Origin of the sequence: Streptomyces sp. NPDC026672 (assembly GCF_040638185.1) — a bacterium.
Lineage (GTDB): Bacteria > Actinomycetota > Actinomycetes > Streptomycetales > Streptomycetaceae > Streptomyces.
The window spans coordinates 366,636-390,841 of sequence record NZ_JBEZXS010000001.1 but is presented as its reverse complement, the minus strand read 5'-3'; the positions used below and the strand labels follow the sequence as shown (position 1 = coordinate 390,841).

General features: G+C 71.2%; 21 protein-coding genes. 14 read left to right on the top strand and 7 right to left on the bottom strand.

Translation table 11 applies throughout. The annotated features are described in order from the left end of the window. Window positions 1–89 precede the first annotated feature (89 nt). From AB0F77_RS01695 to AB0F77_RS01675, 5 genes are all read right to left on the bottom strand, one after another. Window positions 90–1,025, bottom strand: coding sequence for a class I SAM-dependent methyltransferase (locus AB0F77_RS01695; RefSeq protein WP_361939628.1), 936 nt, complete (start codon window positions 1,023–1,025; stop codon window positions 90–92). Between the two features lie 97 nt (window positions 1,026–1,122). After that, window positions 1,123–2,286: an acyltransferase gene (locus tag AB0F77_RS01690; protein ID WP_361939625.1), complete on the bottom strand. Its 1,164-nt coding sequence runs from the start codon at window positions 2,284–2,286 to the stop codon at window positions 1,123–1,125. Window positions 2,287–2,449: 163 nt separating this feature from the next. Beyond that, a complete protein-coding gene (locus AB0F77_RS01685) occupies window positions 2,450–3,550 on the bottom strand; it encodes an acyltransferase (RefSeq protein WP_361939675.1) in 1,101 nt (366 codons plus the stop codon). A 348-nt stretch (window positions 3,551–3,898) separates the two neighbouring features. Beyond that, a complete protein-coding gene (locus AB0F77_RS01680; protein WP_361939622.1) occupies window positions 3,899–5,233 on the bottom strand; it encodes an alpha-2,8-polysialyltransferase family protein in 1,335 nt (444 codons plus the stop codon). Next, the gene (locus tag AB0F77_RS01675; RefSeq protein WP_361939619.1) at window positions 5,230–6,207 is read right to left on the bottom strand and encodes a glycosyltransferase family 2 protein; all 978 of its coding nucleotides are present in this window, start codon (window positions 6,205–6,207) and stop codon (window positions 5,230–5,232) included. The genes AB0F77_RS01680 and AB0F77_RS01675 overlap by 4 nt, the downstream gene beginning before the upstream one ends. A 198-nt stretch (window positions 6,208–6,405) precedes the next feature. Between AB0F77_RS01675 and AB0F77_RS01670 the strand changes: the two genes are divergently transcribed. From AB0F77_RS01670 to AB0F77_RS01655, 4 genes are all read left to right on the top strand, one after another. After that, complete coding sequence (locus tag AB0F77_RS01670; protein ID WP_361939616.1) at window positions 6,406–7,737, top strand: DUF6716 putative glycosyltransferase; 1,332 nt, start codon at window positions 6,406–6,408, stop codon at window positions 7,735–7,737. Between the two features lie 65 nt (window positions 7,738–7,802). Next, the gene (locus tag AB0F77_RS01665; protein ID WP_361939613.1) at window positions 7,803–9,137 is read left to right on the top strand and encodes an N-acylneuraminate cytidylyltransferase; all 1,335 of its coding nucleotides are present in this window, start codon (window positions 7,803–7,805) and stop codon (window positions 9,135–9,137) included. Between the two features lie 14 nt (window positions 9,138–9,151). Beyond that, window positions 9,152–10,090 (top strand): N-acetylneuraminate synthase family protein, encoded by a 939-nt coding sequence (locus tag AB0F77_RS01660; protein ID WP_361939610.1) that lies wholly within the window; start codon window positions 9,152–9,154, stop codon window positions 10,088–10,090. A 70-nt stretch (window positions 10,091–10,160) separates the two neighbouring features. After that, window positions 10,161–11,249 carry a hypothetical protein gene (locus AB0F77_RS01655; RefSeq protein WP_361939607.1) on the top strand — a complete coding sequence of 363 codons (1,089 nt, stop codon included), beginning with the start codon at window positions 10,161–10,163 and terminating at the stop codon, window positions 11,247–11,249. 84 nt (window positions 11,250–11,333) lie between these two features. Here the strand turns inward: AB0F77_RS01655 and AB0F77_RS01650 are convergent, their stop codons facing one another. Further along, entirely contained in the window at window positions 11,334–11,981 is a 648-nt protein-coding gene (locus tag AB0F77_RS01650) for a class I SAM-dependent methyltransferase (protein ID WP_361939604.1), read from the bottom strand. 298 nt (window positions 11,982–12,279) lie between these two features. Between AB0F77_RS01650 and AB0F77_RS01645 the strand changes: the two genes are divergently transcribed. The 10 genes from AB0F77_RS01645 to AB0F77_RS01600 all read left to right on the top strand — a co-directional run bounded on the left by AB0F77_RS01645 (window position 12,280) and on the right by AB0F77_RS01600 (window position 23,235). Beyond that, entirely contained in the window at window positions 12,280–13,512 is a 1,233-nt protein-coding gene (locus AB0F77_RS01645; RefSeq protein ID WP_361939601.1) for an amidohydrolase, read from the top strand. 273 nt (window positions 13,513–13,785) lie between these two features. Then, window positions 13,786–14,814, top strand: coding sequence for a BMP family ABC transporter substrate-binding protein (locus AB0F77_RS01640; protein ID WP_361939598.1), 1,029 nt, complete (start codon window positions 13,786–13,788; stop codon window positions 14,812–14,814). A 225-nt stretch (window positions 14,815–15,039) separates the two neighbouring features. Beyond that, complete coding sequence (locus AB0F77_RS01635; protein ID WP_361939595.1) at window positions 15,040–16,092, top strand: BMP family ABC transporter substrate-binding protein; 1,053 nt, start codon at window positions 15,040–15,042, stop codon at window positions 16,090–16,092. Window positions 16,093–16,338: 246 nt separating this feature from the next. After that, a complete protein-coding gene (locus AB0F77_RS01630; protein ID WP_361939672.1) occupies window positions 16,339–18,009 on the top strand; it encodes an ABC transporter ATP-binding protein in 1,671 nt (556 codons plus the stop codon). Continuing rightward, entirely contained in the window at window positions 18,006–19,130 is a 1,125-nt protein-coding gene (locus AB0F77_RS01625; RefSeq protein WP_361939592.1) for an ABC transporter permease, read from the top strand. The genes AB0F77_RS01630 and AB0F77_RS01625 overlap by 4 nt, the downstream gene beginning before the upstream one ends. Continuing rightward, the gene (locus AB0F77_RS01620) at window positions 19,127–20,389 is read left to right on the top strand and encodes an ABC transporter permease (RefSeq protein WP_361939589.1); all 1,263 of its coding nucleotides are present in this window, start codon (window positions 19,127–19,129) and stop codon (window positions 20,387–20,389) included. The genes AB0F77_RS01625 and AB0F77_RS01620 overlap by 4 nt, the downstream gene beginning before the upstream one ends. After that, complete coding sequence (locus AB0F77_RS01615; RefSeq protein WP_361939586.1) at window positions 20,386–20,787, top strand: cytidine deaminase; 402 nt, start codon at window positions 20,386–20,388, stop codon at window positions 20,785–20,787. Before AB0F77_RS01620 ends, AB0F77_RS01615 begins: the two co-directional genes overlap by 4 nt. 71 nt (window positions 20,788–20,858) lie before the next feature. After that, window positions 20,859–22,142 (top strand): thymidine phosphorylase, encoded by a 1,284-nt coding sequence (locus AB0F77_RS01610; protein ID WP_361939583.1) that lies wholly within the window; start codon window positions 20,859–20,861, stop codon window positions 22,140–22,142. 95 nt (window positions 22,143–22,237) lie between these two features. Continuing rightward, window positions 22,238–22,822, top strand: coding sequence for a Uma2 family endonuclease (locus tag AB0F77_RS01605; RefSeq protein WP_361939580.1), 585 nt, complete (start codon window positions 22,238–22,240; stop codon window positions 22,820–22,822). 26 nt (window positions 22,823–22,848) lie between these two features. Continuing rightward, entirely contained in the window at window positions 22,849–23,235 is a 387-nt protein-coding gene (locus AB0F77_RS01600; RefSeq protein ID WP_361939577.1) for an STAS domain-containing protein, read from the top strand. Here AB0F77_RS01600 and AB0F77_RS01595 read toward each other — a convergent pair. Then, entirely contained in the window at window positions 23,119–24,132 is a 1,014-nt protein-coding gene (locus tag AB0F77_RS01595; RefSeq protein ID WP_361939574.1) for a sigma-70 family RNA polymerase sigma factor, read from the bottom strand. The genes AB0F77_RS01600 and AB0F77_RS01595 overlap by 117 nt on opposite strands. Between the last annotated feature and the right edge of the window lie 74 nt (window positions 24,133–24,206).

Below are 24,206 nucleotides of genomic sequence, written 5' to 3'. Positions count from 1 at the left end.
CCTCGTACTGGATGTACTTGGGCGTTCCGACAACGCAGCGAGTGTGCGTGCCAGGCGTCGCGGGCCAGGCGGGACTTTCGAAACACGCCCTAGGCCCGGCCCGGCCGGGCGTTGCGCAGCGCCCGGGTGACGATCGGCGGCAGCAGGTCCACGGCGAGGCGGCGGGCCCGGCTGCGGCGGCGGGGCGGGGTGGGCGGGGCGGTCGGCTGGGCGGGGACCGCGTCCAGCGTGCCCGCGGGCTCGGGCTCGGGCTCGGGCTCCGCCACGTGGTGCCGGGACGGCGGGAACGGCGGGGCCTGCATGCCCTTCGACTTCAGCCGGACGATGGTGTGACCGGCGGCCTGCTGGACGCTCAGACCGCAGTCCGTGCGCTCCCGCACCATCGCCAGCAGCTCCTGCTGCGCCGGCTCGGGGTCGCCCCAGGTGCCGTACAGCTTCTGCGTGCTCAGACAGAGCGGGCGCAGACCGCCGTTGAGCACGGCCTCCCAGGTGGCGATGGACACCCCGGGCGTGTGCTCGGAGCGGAAGTCGTCGAGGACCACGATCCCTTCGGGCACCAGCAGTTCGCGGGCCGCCGCTATGTCGCCGCGCACGTGCTCGTACAGGTGCGAGGCGTCGATGTGCACGAACCGGCAGGAGCCCGGCGCGACCTCGTCGGGCACCACCGAGCTGGGGCCCTGGAGGACGCGCGGCAGCTCGTCGTGGAAGGCGAGGTAGTTGTCCTCGAAGACGCGCCGGGTCAGCCGGTGGTAGGACTTCGTCGACTCGGCCCGGTTGGCGTCGTCGGGGGCGTCGCCCTCGAAGAGGTCGCAGACCGTGAACGCCTCGCCCGGCCGGCGGTGCGGGCCGGTGAAGATGGCGCTCTTGCCCATGTAGACCCCGACCTCGAGCAGATCGCCCCGCATTCCCGAGGTCTCCTGCCGGGTCAGGAACCACTCGAAGAGCATCTGGTCGAGCACGGGGAACCAGCCGGGGACGTCGTCGAGACTCCGGGGCGGTCGGATCGTTTCCTGGATGGTGGCCATGCGGAGGAGACACTCCCTCGATGCGGCGGCTTGTGGGACACCTGTGGGGGCCTTGTACGGGGCCAAGGCCACCACGGTGCCTTCCCCGGGACCCTCTTCAAAACCCAAGACGAGGTGAACGGCAGCCCAACTTCGTCTTGTGCAACCCCTTCCTGAGCCGTGGCCCGAGCGGTTTCTCGACCCAGCGGTGGATCAGCGCGGCCAGGCCCAGCATCCCGAGGACCGTCACCACGAGCGTCGGCCACGGCGGCAGCCCGAGGTCCCGGTGCAGCACCCGGATGACGAACCAGCCCAGGTGCTCGTGCACCAGGTAGAAGGGGTACGTCAGCGCCCCCGCCGTGCCCAGCCAGGGCCAGGCCGCCCGGCTCGTCCAGCCCAGGGCCACGGCCGCCACCGCGAGGAAGCACAGCGTGAGGACGAGCACGATGATCCTCGGGTCCCGGTGGAAGTCGCCGTGCGCGCCGGGCTGCCACAGCCCGCGGGTGGCGCCGCTCTGCCCGAGCACCCAGGAGACGGCCACGATGCCCCACAGCAGCAGGTCGCCGCCGAATCGGTGGATCAGGTAGAGGGCGAGACCGCCGACGAAGAAGGGCGCGTAGTCCGGCATGACCAGCTGCTCGGTCAGCTCGTTGTGGGCGCTCTTGGCGATCACCGCGGCGAGCGTCCAGCCGCAGCAGAACAGCACCACCCGGCGGTAGGTGACCCCGCGCACGACCACGAGCAGCGCGAACAGGGCGTAGAAGCGCACCTCGACCCAGAGCGTCCAGCACACGCCGAGGATCCGGGGCACGCCCCACGGCATCTGGAGCATGGCCGTGTTCACCAGGAACTCGTCGAGCCGGACCGGTGCGAGGACGGCGGGCAGGGCGAGGGAGGCGGCGGTGACCAGCACCAGCGCGACCCAGTAGGCGGGGTAGAGCCGGGCGACGCGGGAGCGGAAGAAGTCGCCGAGGCCGCGGCCCCAGCTGCTCATGCAGATGACGAAGCCGCTGATGACGAAGAAGAACTGCACGCCCAGACAGCCGTAGACGGCCACGGGCGCGAGGGCCGGGAACTCCCGGGCGGGGGTCTGGTGCCAGGAGGCGGAGACGGTGCCGCCGCGGCCCGCGTAGTGGTAGAGGCAGACCATCAGCGCGGCCACGAGCCGCATGCCGTCGAGGGCGAGCAGCCGCCCGCGGCGCTCGTCCGGGGCGGGCGGATCGGGGACGGACGGGGGAGCGGGGGCGGGGGCCGGGGCGAGAGCGGGGGAAATCGGTGCCATGGTCCCGGACGCCTACCCGCGCCCGCCGCGGCAGGCTGCGCCTAACGGGCGGTTGTCCCCAGGACGAAGGAGCCGTGCCACCGGCACCTGGGCGAATCGCCCTCGGGTGGAGGTGGCACGGCTCCTTCGGCGGGCCCGTGCAGCCGGGGAGGCGTGGGGCCGGTCAGCGGACCTGGTTGAGCGCCTTGCGCAACCGGGGGGTCAGCGGGTCCTCGACGAAGCGGTTCAGCAGCCAGGCCAGCAGCAGCATGGTGGCGAGCGTCGCGGTGAAGGTCACCGCCGACGGCAGGTGCAGACCGCGGTGCAGCGCGTGGATGACGACCCAGCCCAGGTGCTCGTGCACCAGGTAGAACGGGTAGGTCAGCGCCCCCGCGACCGTCAGCCAGCGCCAGTTGGCCCAGTCCAGCCAGCCCAGCGCGATCGCGGCGACGGCGAGGAAGCCGAAGGCGATGACCGCGATGATGCCGAACGAGGTGCGGTGGGCGAAGGCGTTCGGGTCGGTCGCGTTCCACAGGCTGCGCACCGCGTAGTGCTGGCCGATCAGGAAGCTCACGGCGACGATGCCCCAGGCGAGGGCGTCCCCGCGGTCGCGGTGGACCAGGTAGAGGCCGATCCCGCCGACGAAGAACGGCGCGTACTCCGGCATCAGCACGATGTCGAGCAGTGGCTGGTGGGCGCCCTGGGCGATCGCGGCGGCCATGATCCAGCACGCGCAGAACAGGATCACCCGGCGGCGGCTCGCGCCCGGCAGGACGACGAGCAGCGCGAACAGCGCGTAGAAGCGGATCTCCGCCCACAGCGTCCAGTCGACGCCCAGCACCCGGTCGATGCCCAGCGGCTCCTGGAGCAGCGTCAGGTTCACCAGCGCGTCGCTCGGCGACACCGTCCTGTAGGCGACCGCGGGCAGCGCGAACACCGCCGTCACCAGCACCACCGCCACCCAGTACGCGGGCATCAGCCGCGAGACGCGGGAGGCGAAGAAGGAGCGCAGCGGGCGGCCCCAGCCGCTCATGCAGATGACGAATCCGCTGATGACGAAGAAGATCTGGACGCCGAGGCAGCCGTAGGAGAACGCCGTGTGCAGGGTCGGGAACTGCTGCTGGGGCGAGGTGCCCCAGGCGTCGCCGACCGGTCCGCCGCGGCCGCCGTAGTGGTAGAACGCCACCATCAGCGCGGCGAGCAGCCGCAGCCCGTCCAGTGCGCGGAGCCGGCCGCCCGGGCGTTTCGCCTTCGGCGCCTCGGCCGCGGCGGCGGATTCGGGCACGGATGTGCCGTTGTGCGGATTCGGTGTGGTCACGACCGTTTCGGTCACGCTGGTACCCCTCGCAGTACACCGCGGGTTGTGTCGTACGCGCTCCTGACCGAATGTCCGGGTCGAAGGAGGATCGTCAACGAAATCCTAGGACTCGCCCCGAGCACTTCTGTTCGATGGAATCCCGCTTTGCCGATCCGTCCCCAAGGGTTCACCTCCGCGCCGCACGGGATTCCCGATCTCTTCCCCCGAACTCGGGGCAACCAAAAGGGGCGCTCCGCGTCGTCGTTCTCGGGAGAAATACGACGAGACGGAGCGCCCGTGACCGGCAGGGGAACGGGGTGTCGGCGGTGGCGTACCTCAGCGGCGCGTGACCTTGCGCAGCGACTTCGCCTTGCGGGCCATGCGGCGCACCGTGGCGTTGCGCGGCAGGAACGCCAGCTGGGACGGCACCCCGCCCGGCAGGGCCAGCGACGTCAGCCGCCGCCGCTTGAAGTAGCGCAGGGTCTGCGGCTTCAGCCGGCGGGCCAGGAACGCCTCGGTCTCGGAGCGCAGCGACGGGTAGATCTTCGGCTGCATCGCGAAGCCCACCGCCCGCACCAGCGCGCCGAGTTCGCCGACCTCCATGCCCCCGCGCCGCTCGGTGACCGCGGCGCGGTCCGTGACCTCGGGCAGCAGCGCGTCGACCACGGTGACCGGGATGCGGTTGCTGTTCTCGAACGGGGTCAGCCGGTCCAGCAGCAGCTCCGTGCCCACCCGCGCGGTCGGCAGCCCGTACAGCGCCGACGCCGTGAGCAGCGCCGTGGAGAAGCAGCCCACGACGAGCGCCGGGCGCATCCGCTGGTACAGCACCTCGGCGAGCACCGGGCTGTCCAGGACCGTCAGTTCGGCGCCGAGCTTCTCGGCCTCCTGCTCCAGCGTGCGCGCGTACCGGGCCGGTGCCGTGGGGTGCGGCTTGAACACCACCCGGTCGTGGCCGAGCGCGACGGCACCCTTGAGCATGCGGACGTGGAGGTCCTCCTCCTCGTTGGGCGTGAGGATGCCGAGCGAGGAGAGGTACTGGCCCAGCAGCAGGGCGGGTTCCTCGACGTCGGGCAACCCCTCGCCGCTGCCGGTGAGTTCGGCGAGCACCTTGGTGAAGGCGGCCGTCGGCACGAGCTCCGCCGGGACGTCGAACTCCGTGAGCAGCAGCGGCGCCAGCCCCGGCACCAGGTCGAGGTGGAGCAGCCGGTCCACCCGGGTGCCGACCAGCGGGTCGATCTTGTTGCGGGTCGGGCCGTAGCTCATCAGGCCGTCCGCGTACACGGTGACCGGGGCGCCCGTGAAGATCTGGGTGAGCGCGAGCGACGGGTTGACCTGGATCGACTCGACGGCGAACTCGACCTCCTCGTCGCCCAGCCGCCACTCCAGCCGCAGGAACCTCTCCCAGAGCGGGAAGTCGTCCTGGCGCGGGGCCCAGCCGCCGGGGTGGAAGGGGAAGATGGTCTCGTTGTACGAGATCACCTCGTCGAAGCGGTCGCGCAGCCGCTCGAAGCCGGGCATCTCGTCCGGGCCCGGCGTCGTCTCGGGGGTGGCCGCGTTGTTGCAGACCAGCAGGATGCGCCGGTCGGAGGGGTGGAAGGCGCCGGAGTCCAGGGCGGCGGCGAGCGTGGCCATGCCGTACAGCGTCGACGCCTGGAAGATCTGGGTGGTCACGCGGCGACCCCCGAGGAGGCCGGCCGGCGGCGCAGCCGGCGCAGCTTCGAGGCGCGCTGGACGTCCATGGAGTCCAGCGCCTCCTCCAGCACCCCCTGCGGCATGCGCCGCAGCGCCGCGGCGCTCATTGATTTCAGCTTCTTCGCCACCGCGGGCTCGAACCTTTCGATGGATCCCAGATGATGGGAAATGATGGCGCAATAGGTACGCACGGCCTTCGGCAGCAGCAGGTCCGCCTGGGGGTCCCGTGCGGTCTCCTCGACGACCTGGTCGAAGGCGCGGATGAAGTCGAGCTGGCGGACGTCGCCGATCTGGGTGAGGGACGAGGCCACGCCCCGCCGGTAGAACACCCCGAGCATGCTCACCGCGGCGAAGGACTCCGCCTCCCGGTGCAGCTTCCAGATCCACGGCCGGTCCTCGGCCGTGCGCAGCCCGTCGGTGAAGTGCAGCAGACCGCGGTCCACCAGCCGGCGGTGGTAGATGCCCGCCCAGGCGTACGCGTAGTCCACCGAGGTCGACCGGTCGGCGGGCAGGATCGCGTCCCGCGGGTTCATCACCACCCCCCGCCGGCCGTGCGGCACCCGGTGCACGGCACGTGCCCGCGCGGTGCACTGCACATGGTCGGTGCGCAGGAAGTCGCAGCCCAGGTCCTCCATGGCGGACACCAGCTGCTGGTAGTAGCCCGGCGCGAGCCAGTCGTCGCCGTCCAGGAAGGTCAGGTACTCGCCGCGCGCCCGGTCGATACCGGTGTTGCGCGCGGTGGCCAGCCCCCCGTTCTGCTCGTGTCTGACATGGACCGCGCCTGGCAGCTCGCGTTCGGCGCGCGCCAGAATCTCGGGTGTCCCGTCGCGCGAGCAGTCGTCGACGAGAATGAATTCGAAGTCCTCACGCGCGTTCGCGCGCAGGCTCCTCAGCGTGTCTGGGGCGTATTGCTGCACGTTGTAGAACGGCACGATGACGGAGAGCTTGACCACGCAGTGGACGTTAGGGCGGCGCCCGTGATTAGTCCTGACTGCCGCCTTGATACGAGGTGAACGGCACGTGGCGAAGCTGTGAACCGGGCTTTTTCCGGGCCCGTTCCCGGCTCGATTCGCCATTCGGCGATGTGCTGTTAACCGTTTGTTGCATTCGGGTTGGGCAGAACCTAGGAATGCCTTCCTAGCGTCTTGGATGTGCCAGCCAGTGCTACGAAGCCCCTCAGGGTCGCCGTCCTCGCGGACTCCGACACCCGGTGGAAGTGGGGCGCGCTCACCGCGAGCCGCATCGCCTCCGACGACTCCGCCGCCACGGACCTCCGCCTCGACGGATACCTGCTGCGGGGCCGGGCCACGCCCACCGCCCGCCAGCTGCGGGAGGTCGGCGTCCACGCCGACTCCCTGCGCGAGGTGACCGCGGTCGAGTTCCTGCGCGCCATGGACCGGGACGCCGACGAGCAGTACGACGTCCTCGTCCTCGCCCTCGTGGGCGGCGGTGTGCAGGCCATGCTGCACGGACTGGGGCGTGTGTGGGAGGACCGCGCCGAGCGGCCCGTCGTCGTCACCGGCTACGTCGGTGTCGTCTACGAGAAGCTCGCCGACGGACTCCTGCTGCGCCACGGCGCCGACCTCGTCCTCGCCAACTCCCGCCAGGACGCGGACCGTTTCCGGGCCGTGTACGAGGGAGTGGGCGCCGACGCCTCGTCGGTGACCGAGGTCGCCCTGCCGTTCCTCGGCGGCGCGCCCTACACCGGTGAACACGAGCCGTACACCGTCGTGTTCGCCGCCCAGCCCTCCGTGCCGGAGAGCCGCAAGGACCGGGCGTACCTGCTCGACCGGCTGATCCAGCACGCCCGCCGGCACCCCGAGCGCGAGGTGCTGCTCAAGCTGCGCTCCAAGCCCGGCGAGCACACCACCCACATCGAGGAACTCCCCTACCAGAAGCTGGTCCAGGGCAAGGACCTGCCCGCCAACTTCCGCCTGGTGTACGGGCACATGGGCGAGGTCCTCGACCGCACCGACCTCCTGGTCACGGTCAGCTCGACCGCCGCCCTCGAATCCCTGCACCGCCGGATCCCCACCGTCGTCCTCAGCGACCTCGGCGTGCGTGAGGCGCTCGGCAACCACCACTTCGTCGGCTCCGGCTGCCTCGCCTCCTGGAACCAGCTCGACGAGGGACACCGCCCGGTGCCCGACGCGGAGTGGGTCTCCCGGCAGGGCGTCGCCGCCGACGGATCGTACGGCACCGCCTTCGACGCGGCGCGCGAGCGCATCACCAAGCTGCTCGGCCGCCCCGGCGGACTGCCGCCCCTGAACCCCTACTACACCACCGAGAGCGCGCCCGGCTATCTGCCCGGCATCCTCGCCCGCCACCACCTCGGTCCCGACGGCTCCCCGCTGCCCGGGGCGCCCGCCGCCGACAAGGCGCCGGGACCCGTGCGCCAGATCGTGCGCCGCGCCGCCCGCGGCGCCTACCGCCACGGCGTCCAGCGGGTCGCCCCGGTGATCCGGCGCATGGGGGAGCTGTGAGCGAGCGGATACCGCACCGGCCGCGTGAGCCGCGCCAGCGCAAGTCGCGTCAAGGAGAAGAACCCATGTCCCACCCCGAAGAGGGGCACGGCGCCGAGGTGCGCCGGGTCCTCGCGGTGATCCCGGCCCGCGGTGGCTCCAAGGGCGTTCCCGCGAAGAACCTCGCCCCCGTCGGCGGAGCGCCCCTGGTGGCCCGCGCCGTGCGCGAGTGCCGTGCCGCCCGGCTGGTGACCGACGTCGTCGTCTCCACCGACGACCAGGCCATCGCCGACGCCGCCCGCCTGGCCGGCGCCGAGGTCGTCCTGCGCCCCGCCGCCATCGCCGGCGACACCGCCACCTCCGAGGCCGCCGTCCTGCACGCCATGGACGCCCACGAGGCCCTGCACGGGGCGTCCGTGGACGTCGTCCTGCTCGTCCAGTGCACCAGCCCGTTCATCCTGCGCGAGGACATCGACGGCGTCGCCGGCGCGGTCGTCGAGAACGGCGCCGACACCGCCGTCACCGTGGCGCCCTTCCACGGCTTCGTCTGGCGCGACGCCGGCGACGACCCGGCACCCGTCGCCCCCGAGACCACCGCGGCCGTCGGCGGGTCGGTCACCGTCGCCAACAGCACGACCACGGAAGGCGGTTACGGCGTCAACCATGACAAGTCGTTCCGCCCCCGCCGCCAGGACCGCCCCCAGGACCTGCTGGAGACCGGCGCCGCCTACGCCATGGAGGCCAAGGGCTTCCGCGAGCAGCGGCACCGCTTCTTCGGCCGCACCGAGCTGGTCCGCACCGACCCGGCCCGCGTCCTGGAGGTCGACGACCCGCACGACCTCGCACGCGCCCGCGCCCTCGCCCCGCTCTTCGACGCGGACCTCCCCCACTCTCGAACCGACTCGAGCGGGGGGCCCCCCATCGGCGCCCTGCCGACCGCCGACGACATCGACGCGGTCGTCCTCGACTTCGACGGCACCCAGACCGACGACCGGGTGCTGATCGACGCGGACGGGAAGGAATTCGTCTCCGTGCACCGCGGGGACGGACTCGGCATCGCGGCCCTCCGCAGGAGCGGCCTCCGGATGCTGGTCCTGTCCACGGAACAGAACCCGGTCGTCGCCGCCCGGGCCCGGAAACTCAAGATCCCGGTCCTGCACGGCATCGACCGCAAGGACCTCGCCCTCAAACAGTGGTGCGAGGACCAGGGCATCGCGCCGGAGCGCGTGCTCTACGTCGGCAACGACGTCAACGACCTCCCGTGCTTCGCCCTCGTCGGCTGGCCCGTGGCGGTCGCGAGCGCCCACGACGTCGTGCGCGGCGCCGCACGCGCGGTCACCACCGTCCCCGGTGGCGACGGCGCGATCCGAGAGATCGCCAGCTGGATCCTCGGCCCCTCTCTCGATTCCCTCACCCAGTAAGGACATCACCTGCCATGAGCACCAACTCCCGTCTGCGCACGTTCGGTACGCGTGAGGTCGGCCCGGGCAAGCCCGTCTACGTCTGCGGCGAGATCGGCATCAACCACAACGGTGAGCTCGAGAACGCCTTCAAGCTGATCGACGTGGCCGTCGAGGCCGGCTGCGACGCCGTCAAGTTCCAGAAGCGCACCCCGGAGATCTGCACCCCGCGCGACCAGTGGGACATCGAGCGCGACACCCCCTGGGGCCGGATGACCTACATCGACTACCGCCACCGTGTGGAGTTCGGCGAGGACGACTACGCCCGGATCGACGCCTACTGCAAGGAGAAGGGCATCGACTGGTTCGCCTCCCCGTGGGACACCGAGGCCGTCGCCTTCCTGGAGAAGTTCGACGTCCCGGCCCACAAGGTCGCGTCCGCGTCGCTGACCGACGACGAGCTGCTGAAGGCGCTGCGCGCCACCGGCCGCACGGTCATCCTCTCCACCGGCATGTCGACCCCGAAGCAGATCCGCCACGCGGTCGAGGTCCTCGGCAGCGACAACATCCTCATGTGCCACGCCACCTCGACCTACCCGGCGAAGGCGGAGGAGCTGAACCTGCGCGTCATCAACACCCTCCAGCAGGAGTTCCCGAACGTGCCGATCGGCTACTCCGGCCACGAGACGGGTCTGCAGACCACCCTCGCCGCGGTCGCGCTAGGGGCGACCTTCGTCGAGCGCCACATCACCCTCGACCGCGCCATGTGGGGCTCCGACCAGGCCGCCTCCGTCGAGCCGCAGGGCCTCCAGCGCCTCGTGCGCGACATCCGCATCATCGAGGCATCCCTGGGCGACGGCGTCAAGAAGGTCTACGACTCCGAGCTCGGCCCGATGAAGAAGCTGCGCCGTGTCGCCGGTGCCGTCGCCGAGGCCGAGATCGCGGCCGCGGCGGGCGAGCCCCTCGGCGTCTGACGCCGGTCCGAACAACCGAGCACCACCGCGTGTCCTTAACGCCTTACGACGACGGGACGGTCGTACGTCGATGAGCCCCCGCGCCGGTCACGCCGGCTCCACCCCCCGCACGCTCGCCTTCGTGGAGAGCCCGGTCCAGCTGCTCAACGTGCTGGAGTGGGCGCACCTCCACGCGCTGCCGGGGGGTGCGGCGGAGCTCCTCGTCGTCGTGCTGTCCCCGACCGACCCCATGACCCGGGGCCAGCTGCGCCGCATGGCCGACCTGGCCCGGGACGAGGGACACCAGGTCCGCTGGGAGGAGGCGCGCGGTGGTGCGACCGCGCCCTTCCACACCATCGGCGGACTCGCCGGGGCGCTGCGCCGGGCCCAGCGGGTCGTCATGGGCGACCCGTTCTCCCGGTACGTGCAGCTGCTCCTGACGATCACCCGTGCCAAGGAGCTGGTCGTCGTGGACGACGGCACGGCGACGATGGAGTTCGTCGCCCAGCTCGCCCGCGGCGAGCGCCTGGTGCGCTGGCACCGCAAGGGCGGGCGGCCCGGCGCGCGCGATCTGCTGTTCGCGCCGGTCTCGTCCTCCGCGCGGCGCAGGCTGACCCCCCGGGGCGGCCGGCGGGTGGAGGTGTTCTCCTCCATGCCGATGGAGCAGACGCCGAAGGACGTGACCGTCAGCGCCAACGACTTCGGCTGGACCCGGGCCCGCTTCGGGCCCCCGCGCATCACCAAGGGCGCGGACATGGTCGGCACGTCCCTGGTCGAGACCGGGGTGGTGGACGGCGACCGGTATCTGGAGGCCGTCCGGGCGCTGGCCAAGACGCACGGGGCGACGCGCTACTTCGCCCACCGGCGCGAGAGCACCGAGAAGCTCCACCGGCTCGCCGCCGAGACGGGGCTGGAGATCGTACGGCCCGACCTGCCGCTGGAGCTGATCGCCCGGCGCGGGCCCATCGGCAGCACCGTCCTGAGCTTCCCGTCGACGGTCGTGCACACCCTGCCGCTGGCGCTGGCCGGCACCGGGGTCAGGGTCGCCGTGTGCGACATCGACCCCGCCTGGCTCACCGCGCACGCCTCGCCGCGCGCCCAGGGCTTCCTGTCCGGCGTCACGGGAACGGCCCGCGACGTCCACCACCTGGCGGCGGTGGCGGCCCCCGGAGCGGCGTAGCCACCCCCGTCGGCCCGGCCCGGCCCGTCGGTCCCGGCCCGGCCGGGTGGCCGGGCCGGGGATCACTCCTGGTTCACTTCCGGGTCAGCGCTTCTGGGCGAAGACGAAGGCCCGGGGGATCGTCTCCGGGTCGTGGGCCTCGCGCAGGATGCGGGTGCGGGGGAACAGGCCCGCCTCTTCGAGGTGGGCCGCCATCGTCTCCGGGGTCCGCCAGTGGTAGTCGAGCTCGATCTCGCGTCCGAACCGCTCCGTGAGGCGCCGTCCCCCGTCCTGCGCGCCCGTCTGGAAGGCCAGCAGGACGTGGCCCCCGGGGACGAGGGTGCGGTGGAACTCCGCGAACGCCTTCGGCAGGGCCTCGTCCGGCACGTGGATGGTCGAGTACGCCGCGAGGATGCCGCCCAGGCTCTCGTCCGGGAGGTCCAGGGACGTCATCGTGCCCACGTGGAAGCGCAGCGTGCGGTGCGTCTCGCTGGCGAGGGCGACCATACGGGGCGACACGTCGATCCCGAACACGGGAACCCCGAGCGCGTGCAGCCGGGCGGCCGCACCGCCGGGTCCGCTGCCGAGGTCGGCCACCGGGGCGGAGGAGTTGGCCGCGACCAGCTCGGCGAAGACCCCGAGGAGGCTCCGGTCGAGCGGGTGCGCGGCCATCCCGTCGGGGTGCAGGGCGGCGTAGTCCTTGGCGATGTTGTCGTAGGACATACGGGTGGTACTCAGAAAAGGCTCGGTCACGGGGGCGGAGGCTACCGGGGGCCAAGTGCCGGACGGGTGCGGTCCGGTTGCGGGCGGATGGCTGGGGGGTTTCGGTGGGTGGACTGTCTCAGCGTGACGCAGGCGCCCCGTGGTATCCGTTGGAGTGGTAGGAGAGGGGTTTCATGATCATCCGGCCGGAAGCCGGGCGAGTGTACCCATCTCGGTTGTCAGCTATGCGTCGACGGTCGGATTTTCTTGCCCTGACAGGTTGAAGTTTTGTTGATCGCAGGTCGGCCGACCGGCCTGACGTCCTACCCTTCAGAGGGTGAACCAATTGATGTCCCCAGAGTCCGAGGCCGATGATCTCCCCGGGGCAGCAGCGCTCCCCGGCGTGCTGGACGAGGCGCTGTACGCCGAACTCGTCACGTTCCGGCGCGACCTCCACATGCACCCCGAGCTCGGCAACCAGGAGTTCCGCACGACGGCCGCCATCAAGGCCCGGCTGGAGCAGGCGGGCCTGAGCCCACGCGTGCTCGCCCTCGGAACCGGACTCGTGTGCGACATCGGTCTCGACGAGGGGGAGGCGCCCGACGCGCCCATGCTGGCGCTGCGGGCCGACATCGACGCCCTGCCGATCCCGGACACCAAGAGCGAGTGCGCGTACCGCTCCACCGTCGCCGACCGCGCGCACGCCTGCGGCCACGACGTGCACACCACCGTGGTCCTCGGCGCCGGCCTCGTCCTCGCCGACCTGCACCGCCAGGGCCTGCTGCCCCGCCCCGTGCGGCTGCTGTTCCAGCCCGCCGAGGAGGTGCTGCCCGGGGGCGCCGCCGACGCCATCGAGTGCGGGGTGCTCGACGGGGTCGGCCGGATCATCGCCGTGCACTGCGACCCCCGGGTGGACGCGGGGCGGATCGGCCTGCGCACGGGCGCGATCACCAGCGCCTGCGACCGGCTGGAGATCGCCCTGGACGGCCCCGGCGGCCACACCGCCCGGCCGCACCTGACCACCGACCTGGTCACCGCCGCCGCCCGGGTGGCCGTCGACGTGCCCGCCCTGGTCGCCCGCCGGGTGGACAGCCGCAGCGGGCTCGCCGTGACCTGGGGGCGCATCGAGTCGGGCCACGCGCCGAACGTGATCCCGCAGCACGCCGAGCTGTCGGGCACCGTGCGCTGCCTGGACCTGGAGGCGTGGCGCACCGCCCCGGACGTGGTGCACGCCGCCGTCGACGAGGTCGCCACCCTGCACCGCGCCAAGTCGGAGATCAACTACGTGCGCGGTGTGCCGCCGGTCGTCAACGACGCCGCGGTCACCGAGCTGCTGCGGGACGCGATGACCCTGCGGCGCGGCGCCGACTCCGTCGAGGGCACCGAGCAGAGCCTCGGTGGCGAGGACTTCTCCTGGTACCTGGAGCACGTCCCGGGCGCCATGGCCCGGCTCGGGGTGCGCAGGCCGGGGGAGCGCACCGTGCGCGACCTGCACCAGGGCGACTTCGACGCCGACGAGCACGCGATCACGGTGGGCGTCGAGATGTTCACCGCCGCCGCCCTGCTGCACCCGGAGCGCTGACACCGGGGACGAGGGGGCGCCGGTTCGGTGCCCCTTCGTCCGGTTGTGTCATCCCGGCGTAATGCGCGGCGCCCGCCCGTAACGCGCGGGCGGCACGGTTCGGTAACGGCGGGGAGCAACCCCGTTCCCCTCCTCTTCTACGCGCGTTACTGTGCGCCGAAATCGCCACCGTGTGCGGCGGTCGGGGACAGCGGCCCGGTGACGGCGCCGTGGGGACGAAGGGTGCTTGCTGTGCGTCTGAATTCGCGGAGGACGAGGTTCTCCCAAGCTGCGGTGACCGTCGCGGTCGTCGCCCTCGCGGCCGCCGGGTGCGGCAAGTCCAGCTCGGAGTCCGGCGGGTCGAGCTCCGAGTCCGGGAAGTACTCGGGCAAGGGCATCGGCCTGGCGTACGACATCGGCGGCAAGGGCGACCAGTCCTTCAACGACGCCGCCTTCGCGGGCTTCCAGAAGGCCGAGCAGGAGTTCAAGATCGGCGGGCGGGACGTCGAGCCGCAGGACGGCGAGTCCGACGCGGACAAGGTCCAGCGCCTGGAGCAGCTCGCCAAGTCGGGCTACAACCCGATCATCGGCGTCGGCTTCGCGTACGCCCCGGCGGTCAAGGAGGTCTCCGCCAAGTACCCGAAGCTCATCTTCGGCATCATCGACGACAACACCATCCAGGCGAAGAACGTCGCCGACATGGTCTTCCACGAGGAGCAGTCCTCGTACCTGGCCGGCGTCGCGGCGGCCAAGGCGACCAAGAAGAACCACATCGGCTTCATCGGCGGTGTGGACATCCCGCTGATCCACAAGTTCGAGGCCGGGTTCGACCAGGGCGCCCGGTCCGTGAACCCCAAGATCAAGATCGAGTCGCAGTATCTGACCCAGACGCCCCAGGAGGGCGGCTTCTCCAGCCCCGACAAGGGCAGGGACGCGGCCAACGGCCAGATAGAGGCCGGCGCGGACGTCGTGTACCAGGCCGCGGGTCTCTCCGGCCAGGGCGTCATCCAGGCGGCGGCCGAGCACAAGGTGTGGGCGATCGGCGTCGACTCCGACCAGTACGCGCAGTCCGCGCTCGCCAAGTACAAGGACTACATCCTCGGCTCCGCCCTCAAGAACGTCGGCGGCGCGGTCTACGACCTGACCAAGTCCGTGTACGAGGGCAAGCCGCTCAGCGGTGAGGTGCGCGGCGACCTGAAGTCGGGCGGGGTGGGCTTCGCCGACTCCAACCCGAAGTACAAGGCGCTCACCGACGTCGTCACCGCGGTCGACCAGGCGAAGCAGGACATCATCTCCGGGAAGATCACCGTCAACACCCAGTGATCCACCGGCACCTGGCGGCATCCGCGGGCCCGACCCGCGGTGCCCGGGACCCGGCGCCCCTCGCCTCGTGCGAGGGGCGTCTTGCTGTCCGTAACCTTGGGGCGTGAGTGTGGCCACAGCTCGATAACGGACCGGACAGAAGGGGTTTTCCGTCTGGTCTACGCGCGTTACGCTGCCGCGGAACCAGCGCCTGGTATGGGCGCTTGCACAAAGGAGTCTCGTTCCATGCGCCGGGTGTCCCGTATCGCGGTTGCAGGCGTTGCAACCGCGGCCCTTGCCGTCACGGTTTCCGCCTGCGGAAGCTCGTCGACCTCGTCCTCCGCCGCGAAGGGTGGTACGTCCAAGGGCATCGGCCTGGCGTACGACGTCGGCGGCAAGGGCGACCAGTCCTTCAACGACGCGGCCTTCGCCGGCCTCCAGAAGGCCGAGAAGGACTTCGGCGTCGGCGGCAGGGACATCGAGCCGCAGGACGGCGAGACGGACGCGGACAAGGTGCAGCGCCTGGAGACCCTGGCCAAGTCGGGCTACAACCCGATCATCGGCGTCGGCTACTCCTACGCCCCCGCGGTGAAGGAGGTCGCCGCGAAGTACCCGAAGGTGACCTTCGGCATCATCGACGACAACACCGTCCAGGCGAAGAACGTCGCCGACATGGTGTTCCACGAGGAGCAGTCCTCCTACGTCGCCGGCGTCGCCGCGGCCAAGGCCTCCAAGAAGCACCACGTCGGCTTCATCGGCGGTGTGGACGTCCCGCTGATCCACAAGTTCGAGGCGGGCTTCGTCCAGGGCGCCCAGTCGGTCGACCCGAAGATCAAGATCGAGAAGCAGTACCTCACCGAGACGGCCCAGGAGGGCGGCTTCTCCAGCCCCGACAAGGGCGAGAACGCGGCCAACGGCCAGATCGACGCCGGCGCCGACGTCGTCTACCACGCGGCCGGCCTGTCCGGCCAGGGCGTCATCAAGGCCGCGGCCGAGCACAAGGTGTGGGCGATCGGCGTCGACTCCGACCAGTACGCGCAGTCCGCGCTCGCCAAGTACAAGGACTACATCCTGACCTCGGCCCTCAAGAACGTCGAGGGCGCGGTGTACGACCTGTCCAAGTCCGTCCTCAAGGACAAGAAGCCGCTGTCGGGCGATATCCGCGGCGACCTCAAGTCGGGCGGCGTGGGCATCTCCGAGTCCAACCCGGCCTTCAAGGGCGACGCCGACCTCCAGGCCGCCGTCGAGAAGGCGGAGCAGGGCATCAAGGACGGCTCCATCCAGGTGAAGACCTCCTGACGCACGGCGCGACCACGGCCGCGCCGCCCACCGGCGGCCGGTCGTGACCATGGCCGAATCCGGGCCGTGACAACACCGTAACCGCTACTGAACGGGGCACGGGGAGGATCACCTGCCCGCGCCCCGTTCGCGCGGCAGAATGCTCGGAACGGATCGGGATTTCAACGAGATCGATCGGGTCCGAGCAGTATGTAAAGCAGGGACGCTACGCGCGTAGAGCGGCCCTTTTCCCGAGGAGAGTGCGCCATCGACGCGTCCAGCAGCCCTCCGCTCACCGCAGAGTCGACAGTCGCGGTCGAGCTGGCGGGGATCACCAAACGATTCCCGGGTGTCGTGGCCAACCACGACATCCACCTGACGGTCCGGAAGGGAACCGTGCACGCCCTGGTCGGCGAGAACGGTGCGGGCAAGTCGACCCTCATGAAGATCCTCTACGGCATGCAGAAGCCGGACGAGGGCACCATCGCGGTCGCCGGCGAGCAGGTCGCCTTCTCGTCCCCGGCCGACGCCATCGCCCGCGGCATCGGCATGGTCCACCAGCACTTCATGCTCGCCGACAACCTCACCGTCCTGGAGAACGTCGTCCTCGGCAGCGAGAAGCTGCACGGCATCGGCGGCGGCGCCCGCAAGAAGATCAAGGAGATCTCCGACCGCTACGGCCTCGGCGTACGCCCCGACGAACTCGTCGAGGACCTCGGCGTCGCCGACCGCCAGCGCGTCGAGATCCTCAAGGTCCTCTACCGCGGCGCCCGCACCCTGATCCTCGACGAGCCCACCGCCGTCCTCGTCCCGCAGGAGGTCGACGCGCTCTTCGACAACCTGCGCGAGCTCAAGTCCGAGGGCCTGTCCGTCATCTTCATCTCGCACAAGCTCGGCGAGGTCCTCTCGGTCGCCGACGACATCACCGTCATCCGCCGCGGCACCACCGTCGGCACGGCCGTCCCCGCCGAGACCACCCCCCGCCAGCTCGCCGAGATGATGGTGGGCAGCGAGCTGCCCACCCCCGAGACCGCCGAGTCCACCGTCACCGACCGCGCCGTCGTCGAGGTCAAGGGCCTCACCGTCTACGCCGCAGGCACCTCCCTCGGCGTCGAGGCCGAACCCGCGGGCGAGGGCCTGACCGAGTTCGCGGGCGCCGGCGAGGCCAAGCGCGTCCTCGACGACGTCTCCTTCACCATCCACGCCGGCGAGGTCATGGGCATCGCCGGCGTCGAGGGCAACGGCCAGACCGAGCTGATCGACGCGCTGATCGGCCTCAAGAACGCCGACTCCGGCACGATCACCTTCCTCGACGAGGACATCACGCCCTGGCCCACCCGCAGGCGCCGTGAGTCCGGCGTCGGCTACATCCCCGAGGACCGCCACCGCCAGGGCCTGCTCCTGGAGGCCCCCCTCTGGGAGAACCGCATCCTCGGCCACGTCACCGAGAAGCCCAACGCCAAGGGCTTCTGGCTCGACCCCAAGGGCGCCCAGGCCGACACCCGCCGGATCGTCGAGGAGTACGACGTCCGCACCCCCGGCATCGACGTCACCGCCGCCTCCCTGTCCGGCGGCAACCAGCAGAAGCTGATCGTCGGCCGCGAGATGAGCCACGCCCCCAAGTTCCTGATCGCCGCCCACCCCACGCGCGGCGTGGACGTCGGCGCCCAGGCGCAGATCTGGGACCGCATCCGCGAGGCCCGCCGCGAGGGCCTGGCCGTGCTGCTGATCTCCGCCGACCTCGACGAGCTGATCGGCCTGTCGGACACCCTCCGGGTGATCTACAACGGCAGTCTGGTCGCCGACGCCGACCCGGCCACCATCACCCCGGAGGAGCTCGGGTCCGCCATGACCGGCGCCGCCTCCGGTCACCTCGAGCACGTGGAATCCCCTTCCGACAACGCGGAAGCCGCCGGTCCGGAGGACGAGGCCCGATGAAGAAGTTCAACAAGGAGCGGGTGCTCCTCGCGGTGGCCGGCCCGGTCATCGCGCTCGTCCTCGCGATCGTGCTGACGTCGATCGTGCTGGTCGCGTCCGGCAAGAACCCGATCGAGCCGTACAGCCTGATGCTGGAGCAGCTGCCCTACTCCGACATCCAGGTGCTGATCGTCAACCAGGCGTCGATGTACTACATCGCCGCCATCGCGGTTGCCCTCGGCTTCCGCATGAACCTGTTCAACATCGGCGTCGACGGCCAGTACCGGCTCGCCGTGGTGATGACCGCCGTGGTCGGCGCCCACGTGGCCCTGCCCGGCGTCCTCCAGATCCCGCTGCTCCTGCTGACCGCCATGTTCACCGGCGCCTTCTGGGCCGGCATCGCGGGCGTCCTCAAGGTCACCCGCGGGGTCAGCGAGGTCGTCGCGACGATCATGCTGAACTCCATCGCCACCGCCCTCATCGGCTACATCACCCTCGCCGACGTCTGGGGCGTCCAGGTCGGCAACAACATGACGACCGGCGTCATGGCGAAGTCCGGCTGGTTCCCCGGCATCAACCTGGGTGCCGACGTCGGCGAGATCTACGGCCTGGTCTTCCTCGCGGTCCTGCTCGGCGTCCTGTACTGGGTCGCCCTCAACCGCACCCGCTTCGGCTTCGACCTGCGCGCCACCGGCGCCTCCGAGTCCGCCGCCGCGGCCTCCGGCGTCAACGCCAAGCGCATGGTGCTGATCTCCATGCTGATCTCCGGCGCCGTCGCGGGCCTCGCCGGCCTGCCGCTGCTGCTCGGCGACACCCACACCTACAGCCTGAGCTTCCCCACGGGCGTCGGCTTCACCGCCATCGGCATCGCCCTGCTCGGCCGCAACAACCCAGGCGGCATCGCCCTCGCCGCCCTGCTCTGGGCCTTCCTGGAGAAGGCCTCGCCCGCCCTCGACTACGCGACCCCGGTGGCGTACGAGAAGGAGATCGCCACGATCATGCAGGGCCTGATCGTCTTCGCGGTCGTCATCTCGTACGAGGCCGTACGCCAGTGGGGTCTGCGCCGCCAGCAGCGCCAGGTCGGCGCCGAACTGGCCGCGGCCGCCGCCCAGAACACCCAGAAGGAGGTGGCGGCCCGATGACCACCGCGACCGTCGCGAAGCCGCAGACGCAGCAGCCCGGCCGGGGCAGCCGCCGGCTCTCGCTCCCCGTGCTCCTGCTCGTCATCGCCGGCGTGCTGGTGCTCACCTCGATCGTCCGCCTGATCACCGGCGCGGACGGCATCACCTCCACCGGCCAGATGTCCACGGCCCTGCGCCTGGCCGTGCCGATCGGCCTCGCGGGCCTCGGCGGCCTGTGGTCCGAGCGCTCCGGCGTCGTCAACATCGGCCTCGAAGGCATGATGATCCTCGGCACCTGGTTCGGCGCCTGGGCCGGCTACCAGTGGGGCCCGTGGGCCGGTGTGGCGTTCGGCATCATCGGCGGCGCGCTGGGCGCCGCCCTGCACGCCGTCGCCACCGTGACCTTCAACGTCAACCACATCGTCTCCGGTGTGGCCCTCAACATCCTGGCGCTCGGCGCCACCCGCTACCTGTCGAAGTTCACCTTCGCCGACGCCCCGCAGGGCTCGGCCAAGCAGTCCCCGCCCATCGACTCGCTGGGCACCTTCGACATCCCCGGACTGTCCGGCTGGCTCGACACCCTCAACCAGAAGCACTGGTTCCTGGTCTCGGATGTCGCGGGCCTGCTCGGCGGTCTGGTCACCGACCTCTCCCCGCTGACCGTGATCGCGGTCGCGCTCGTCCCGCTGACCTGGTGGGTGCTGTGGCGCACGGCCTTCGGCCTGCGGCTGCGCTCCTGCGGCGAGAACCCGGTCGCGGCCGAGTCCCTGGGCGTCAACGTCTACAAGTACAAGTACATCGCGGTGATCATCTCGGGTGGTTTCGCCGGCCTCGGCGGCGCCTTCCTGTCGATCGTCGCCTCGAACGTGTACCTCGACGGCCAGACCGCGGGCCGCGGCTACATCGGCCTCGCCGCGATGATCTTCGGCAACTGGATGCCGGGCGGCCTCGCCCTCGGCGCGGGCCTGTTCGGCTACACCGACAGCCTCAACCTGCGCGGCGGCACGGTGAACGTCCACGCGCTGATCCTGCTGCTGGCGATCCTGCTGGTGTTCGGAGCGGCCTACCTCGCCTGGCGCAAGCGGTACGTCCCCGCGCTGGTCACCCTGGTGATCTCGGCCCTGATGTTCGTCTGGTACGCCACCACGAACGAGGTCCCGCGCCAGCTCGTGACGGCCACCCCGTACATCGTCACCCTGCTCGTGCTGTCGCTGTCCGCGCAGTCCCTGCGGATGCCGAAGGCGGACGGTCTGCCGTACCGGAAGGGACAGGGCACGTGACCCCGACCGCCGACGTCGACTGGGAGGCGCTGCGCGCCGGGGCGCGGGACGCGATGTCCCACGCGTACGCCCCGTACTCGGGCTTCCCCGTCGGCGCGGCGGCCCTGGTCGACGACGGGCGCACGGTGTCCGGCTGCAACGTCGAGAACGCCTCGTACGGGCTCGGCCTGTGCGCCGAGTGCGGGCTCGTCTCGGAGCTCCAGCGCACCGGGGGCGGCCGGCTCACCCACTTCACCTGCGTGGACGGCACGGGCGCGCTGCTCGTGCCGTGCGGTCGCTGCCGCCAGCTGCTCTACGAGTTCGGCGGCCCTGATCTGCTGCTCGACACCCCGGCGGGCGTCGTCCCGCTGTCGGAGATGCTGCCCCAGGCCTTCGGCCCGGACCATCTCGCCAAGTAACTCCCGTACGGCCCCCCTGACCGGCGCAGGGGGGCCGCGCACTTCGCACCTCCGGAAGGAAGCCATCAGCCATGGCCATGGACGTCATCTCCGTCATCCGCGCCAAGCGGGACCGCGGCGAGCTGAGCGACGAGCAGATCGACTGGGTCGTCGACGCGTACACCCGCGGTGAGGTCGCCGACGAGCAGATGTCCGCGCTCGCCATGGCGATCCTCCTCAACGGCATGAACCGCCGCGAGATCGCCCGCTGGACCGCGGCCATGATCGCCTCCGGCGAGCGGATGGACTTCTCGGCGCTGTCCCGCCCCACCGCAGACAAGCACTCCACGGGCGGCGTCGGTGACAAGATCACGCTGCCGCTGGCCCCGCTCGTCGCGGCGTGCGGTGCGGCCGTGCCCCAGCTGTCGGGCCGCGGCCTCGGCCACACCGGCGGCACGCTGGACAAGCTGGAGTCGATCCCCGGCTGGCGCGCGCTGCTGTCCAACGAGGAGATGCTGTCCGTGCTCGACGGGGTCGGCGCGGTGATCTGCGCGGCCGGTGACGGGCTGGCACCGGCGGACAAGAAGCTGTACGCGCTGCGGGACGTCACCGGCACGGTCGAGGCGATCCCGCTGATCGCCTCCTCGATCATGTCGAAGAAGATCGCCGAGGGCACCGGGTCGCTGGTGCTGGACGTCAAGGTCGGCTCGGGCGCCTTCATGAAGACGGTCGAGGACGCCCGTGAGCTGGCGTCCACGATGGTGGGCCTGGGCACGGACCACGGCGTCAGGACGGTCGCGCTGCTCACGGACATGGCGACCCCGCTGGGCCTGACCGCGGGCAACGCGCTGGAGGTCCGCGAGTCCGTCGAGGTCCTGGCGGGCGGCGGCCCCGCCGACGTCGTGGAACTGACCCTGGCCCTGGCCCGGGAGATGCTGGACGCGGCGGGCGTCAAGGACGTGGACCCGGCGAAGGCGCTGGCCGACGGCTCCGCGATGGACGTCTGGCGGCGCATGATCGCCGCGCAGGGCGGCGACCCGGACGCCCCGCTGCCCACGTCGAGGGAGCAGCACGTGGTGCGGGCGCCGGAGTCGGGCGTCCTGACCCGCCTCGACGCCTACGACATCGGCGTCGCCGCCTGGCGCCTGGGCGCGGGCCGCGCCCGCAAGGAGGACCCGGTGCAGGCGGCGGCCGGCGTCGAACTCCACGCCAAGCCCGGCGACACGATCACCAAGGGCCACCCCCTCCTGACCCTCCACACAGACACCCCGGAACGCTTCGCGTACGCCTTGACCGCCCTGGAGGGCTCGTACGACGTCGCGGCTCCCGGCACGCCGTTCACACCGACTCCGGTCGTGCTGGAACGTATCGCCTGACCTGCGGTTTCCTCATTCGGGTGAACGGGATCGGTGGACCGGCGCCGGTCCCGTTCGGCATGCTCCCATCGGTGACGCGTCGTTAGGAGACCGCCATGATCGCACTCACCGTCAGCCATGACCCCGAGCAGAGCTGGGACGACCTTGTTCGGTTCTGGGAGGAGATGGAATGGCCTGAGGGCGGCAAGGTGGAGATCATCGAGGGGATCGTCACCGTGTCACCCGCTCCCGCCTACCGTCACCACGTGATTGCGGCACGCATTCAGCGTCGCTTGTACCCCGTGATCCCCGAGGACTGGGGGGTGTTCCAAACTCTGGCCATCGCCGTGCCGTCGCGATTGGGCCCGCTCATCCCCGACATCGTGGTGACCCCCGTGGGGGAGTGCGCGGACATGGACACCCATGGTCCGGCCGCCGTGGCGGAACTCGTCGTCGAGGTCACCTCCAAGTCCAACGCCCGGCACGACCGGGTCAGCAAACCCGCCGCCTACGCGACCGCGGGCATCCCCTTCTACCTCCTGGTGGACCGTTGGGCTCCCGAAGGGCCCTCCGCGACGCTGTACGGCGAGCCGGCGGGGGATGTCTACCGCCACCTGCGCACCGCGAAGTTCGGCGAGGCGCTCACGATCCCGGCGCCCTTCGACGTGGTCATCGACACCGGCGAGTTCCCCGTGGCCTAGTACGTCGCTCCCGTGGCGCCACGCCGATGACTTCCGTCGGTCTGCGCGGTCTACCGCACGTGGATGACACGACACCCGCTGTGCTGGTGCTGGACGGGCGCGTCGGGAAGGGGGAGGTGGACGGGGTGTGCGAGGTGTTGCGGGGGCTGTTGGGCGTGGGTGGGGGCGGGGTCGTCGTCTGTGACGTGAGTGGGGTCGGGGCGGGCGGGCTCGGGACCGTCGAGCTGCTGGCGCGGTTGGAGCTGACCGCGCGGCGGGCCGGCGGGCGGATCAGACTGCGCGCCCCCGATCCCGCGCTACTCGCCCTGCTCGATCTCGTCGGCCTCCGCTTCGAGATGGAGGGGCAGCCCGAACAGCGGGAACCACCGCTTCGTGTCGAGGAAGAAGTGGAACCCGGTCAGCCGGCCCCGTGATATCTCCAGGACCTGGATCGACCACGGGCTGAAACCCCCCGCCTCCGGGTCCGGCTTGTACTGCGCGAAACCCGGCATCCCGTTCACCCGCACCGGCACCAGCCGCGACCCCGCGCACGCCGAGCCCAGCGTCGTCATGAAGCCCGTGATGTCGTCGTGCCCGGTCAGCCACAGGTCGAACGGCGGCATCGTCATCACCGCGTCCTCGTGCAGCAGCTCGGTGAGCGCCGTCATGTCGTACCCCTCGAACGCCGTCACATAGCGCTCCAGAAGCTTCTGCTGCTCCTCGTCCAGCGGGTCGGAGACCGCCGCCTCCGTGCCCTTGTCGTTCCGCTCGGCGAGCGTCGCCCGTGCCCGCTGGAGGGCGCTGTTGACCGACGCGACCGTGGTGCCGAGCAGCTCGGCGACCTCGCTGGCCCGCCAGGCCAGCACCTCCCGCAGGATCAGCACCGCCCGCTGCTTCGGCGGCAGCCCCTGGAGCGCGGCCATGAAGGCGAGCCGCACCGACTCCTTGGCGACGGCGGCCTCCGCCGGGTCGTCCACCGAGGGCAGCACCCGGGCGTCCGGCACCGGCTCCAGCCAGGTGTTGTCCGGGCGCGGGGCGAGGGCCGCCCGGGCCAGCGGGGTGGACTCCGTGAGGTCCATCGGACGGGCCCGCTTGCTTCCGGCCGTCAGCATGTCCAGGCACACGTTCGTCGCGATCCGGTACAGCCAGGAGCGGAGGCTGGAGCGGCCCTCGAACGTGCCGTAGCTCTTCCAGGCGCGGACCAGGGTGTCCTGCACCGCGTCCTCGGCCTCGAAGGAGGAGCCGAGCATGCGGTAGCAGTAGCCGGTCAGTTCGACGCGGTGTTTCTCCAGCGCGCTGTCGAGGTCCGTCGTCGCCGTGCTGTCGGTCATCGTCGTCCACCCACCCCTGTGGCGTCCCTGTCGCGCGTCGTCGCGCCCCAGCACTTCGGAAGCTACCGCAGCCC

What these genes read in the sequence shown, in the direction of transcription:
- AB0F77_RS01645 (WP_361939601.1), top strand. Translation starts at nt 12,280, where the DNA reads ATGTCCCCAGAGTCCGAGGCCGATGATCTCCCCGGGGCAGCAGCGCTC.
- AB0F77_RS01660 (WP_361939610.1), top strand. Translation starts at nt 9,152, where the DNA reads ATGAGCACCAACTCCCGTCTGCGCACGTTCGGTACGCGTGAGGTCGGC.
- AB0F77_RS01605 (WP_361939580.1), top strand. Translation starts at nt 22,238, where the DNA reads ATGATCGCACTCACCGTCAGCCATGACCCCGAGCAGAGCTGGGACGAC.
- AB0F77_RS01695 (WP_361939628.1), bottom strand. Translation starts at nt 1,025, where the DNA reads ATGGCCACCATCCAGGAAACGATCCGACCGCCCCGGAGTCTCGACGAC.
- AB0F77_RS01690 (WP_361939625.1), bottom strand. Translation starts at nt 2,286, where the DNA reads ATGGCACCGATTTCCCCCGCTCTCGCCCCGGCCCCCGCCCCCGCTCCC.
- AB0F77_RS01600 (WP_361939577.1), top strand. Translation starts at nt 22,849, where the DNA reads ATGACTTCCGTCGGTCTGCGCGGTCTACCGCACGTGGATGACACGACA.
- AB0F77_RS01625 (WP_361939592.1), top strand. Translation starts at nt 18,006, where the DNA reads ATGAAGAAGTTCAACAAGGAGCGGGTGCTCCTCGCGGTGGCCGGCCCG.
- AB0F77_RS01635 (WP_361939595.1), top strand. Translation starts at nt 15,040, where the DNA reads ATGCGCCGGGTGTCCCGTATCGCGGTTGCAGGCGTTGCAACCGCGGCC.
- AB0F77_RS01595 (WP_361939574.1), bottom strand. Translation starts at nt 24,132, where the DNA reads ATGACCGACAGCACGGCGACGACGGACCTCGACAGCGCGCTGGAGAAA.
- AB0F77_RS01610 (WP_361939583.1), top strand. Translation starts at nt 20,859, where the DNA reads ATGGCCATGGACGTCATCTCCGTCATCCGCGCCAAGCGGGACCGCGGC.
- AB0F77_RS01655 (WP_361939607.1), top strand. Translation starts at nt 10,161, where the DNA reads ATGAGCCCCCGCGCCGGTCACGCCGGCTCCACCCCCCGCACGCTCGCC.
- AB0F77_RS01620 (WP_361939589.1), top strand. Translation starts at nt 19,127, where the DNA reads ATGACCACCGCGACCGTCGCGAAGCCGCAGACGCAGCAGCCCGGCCGG.
- AB0F77_RS01665 (WP_361939613.1), top strand. Translation starts at nt 7,803, where the DNA reads ATGTCCCACCCCGAAGAGGGGCACGGCGCCGAGGTGCGCCGGGTCCTC.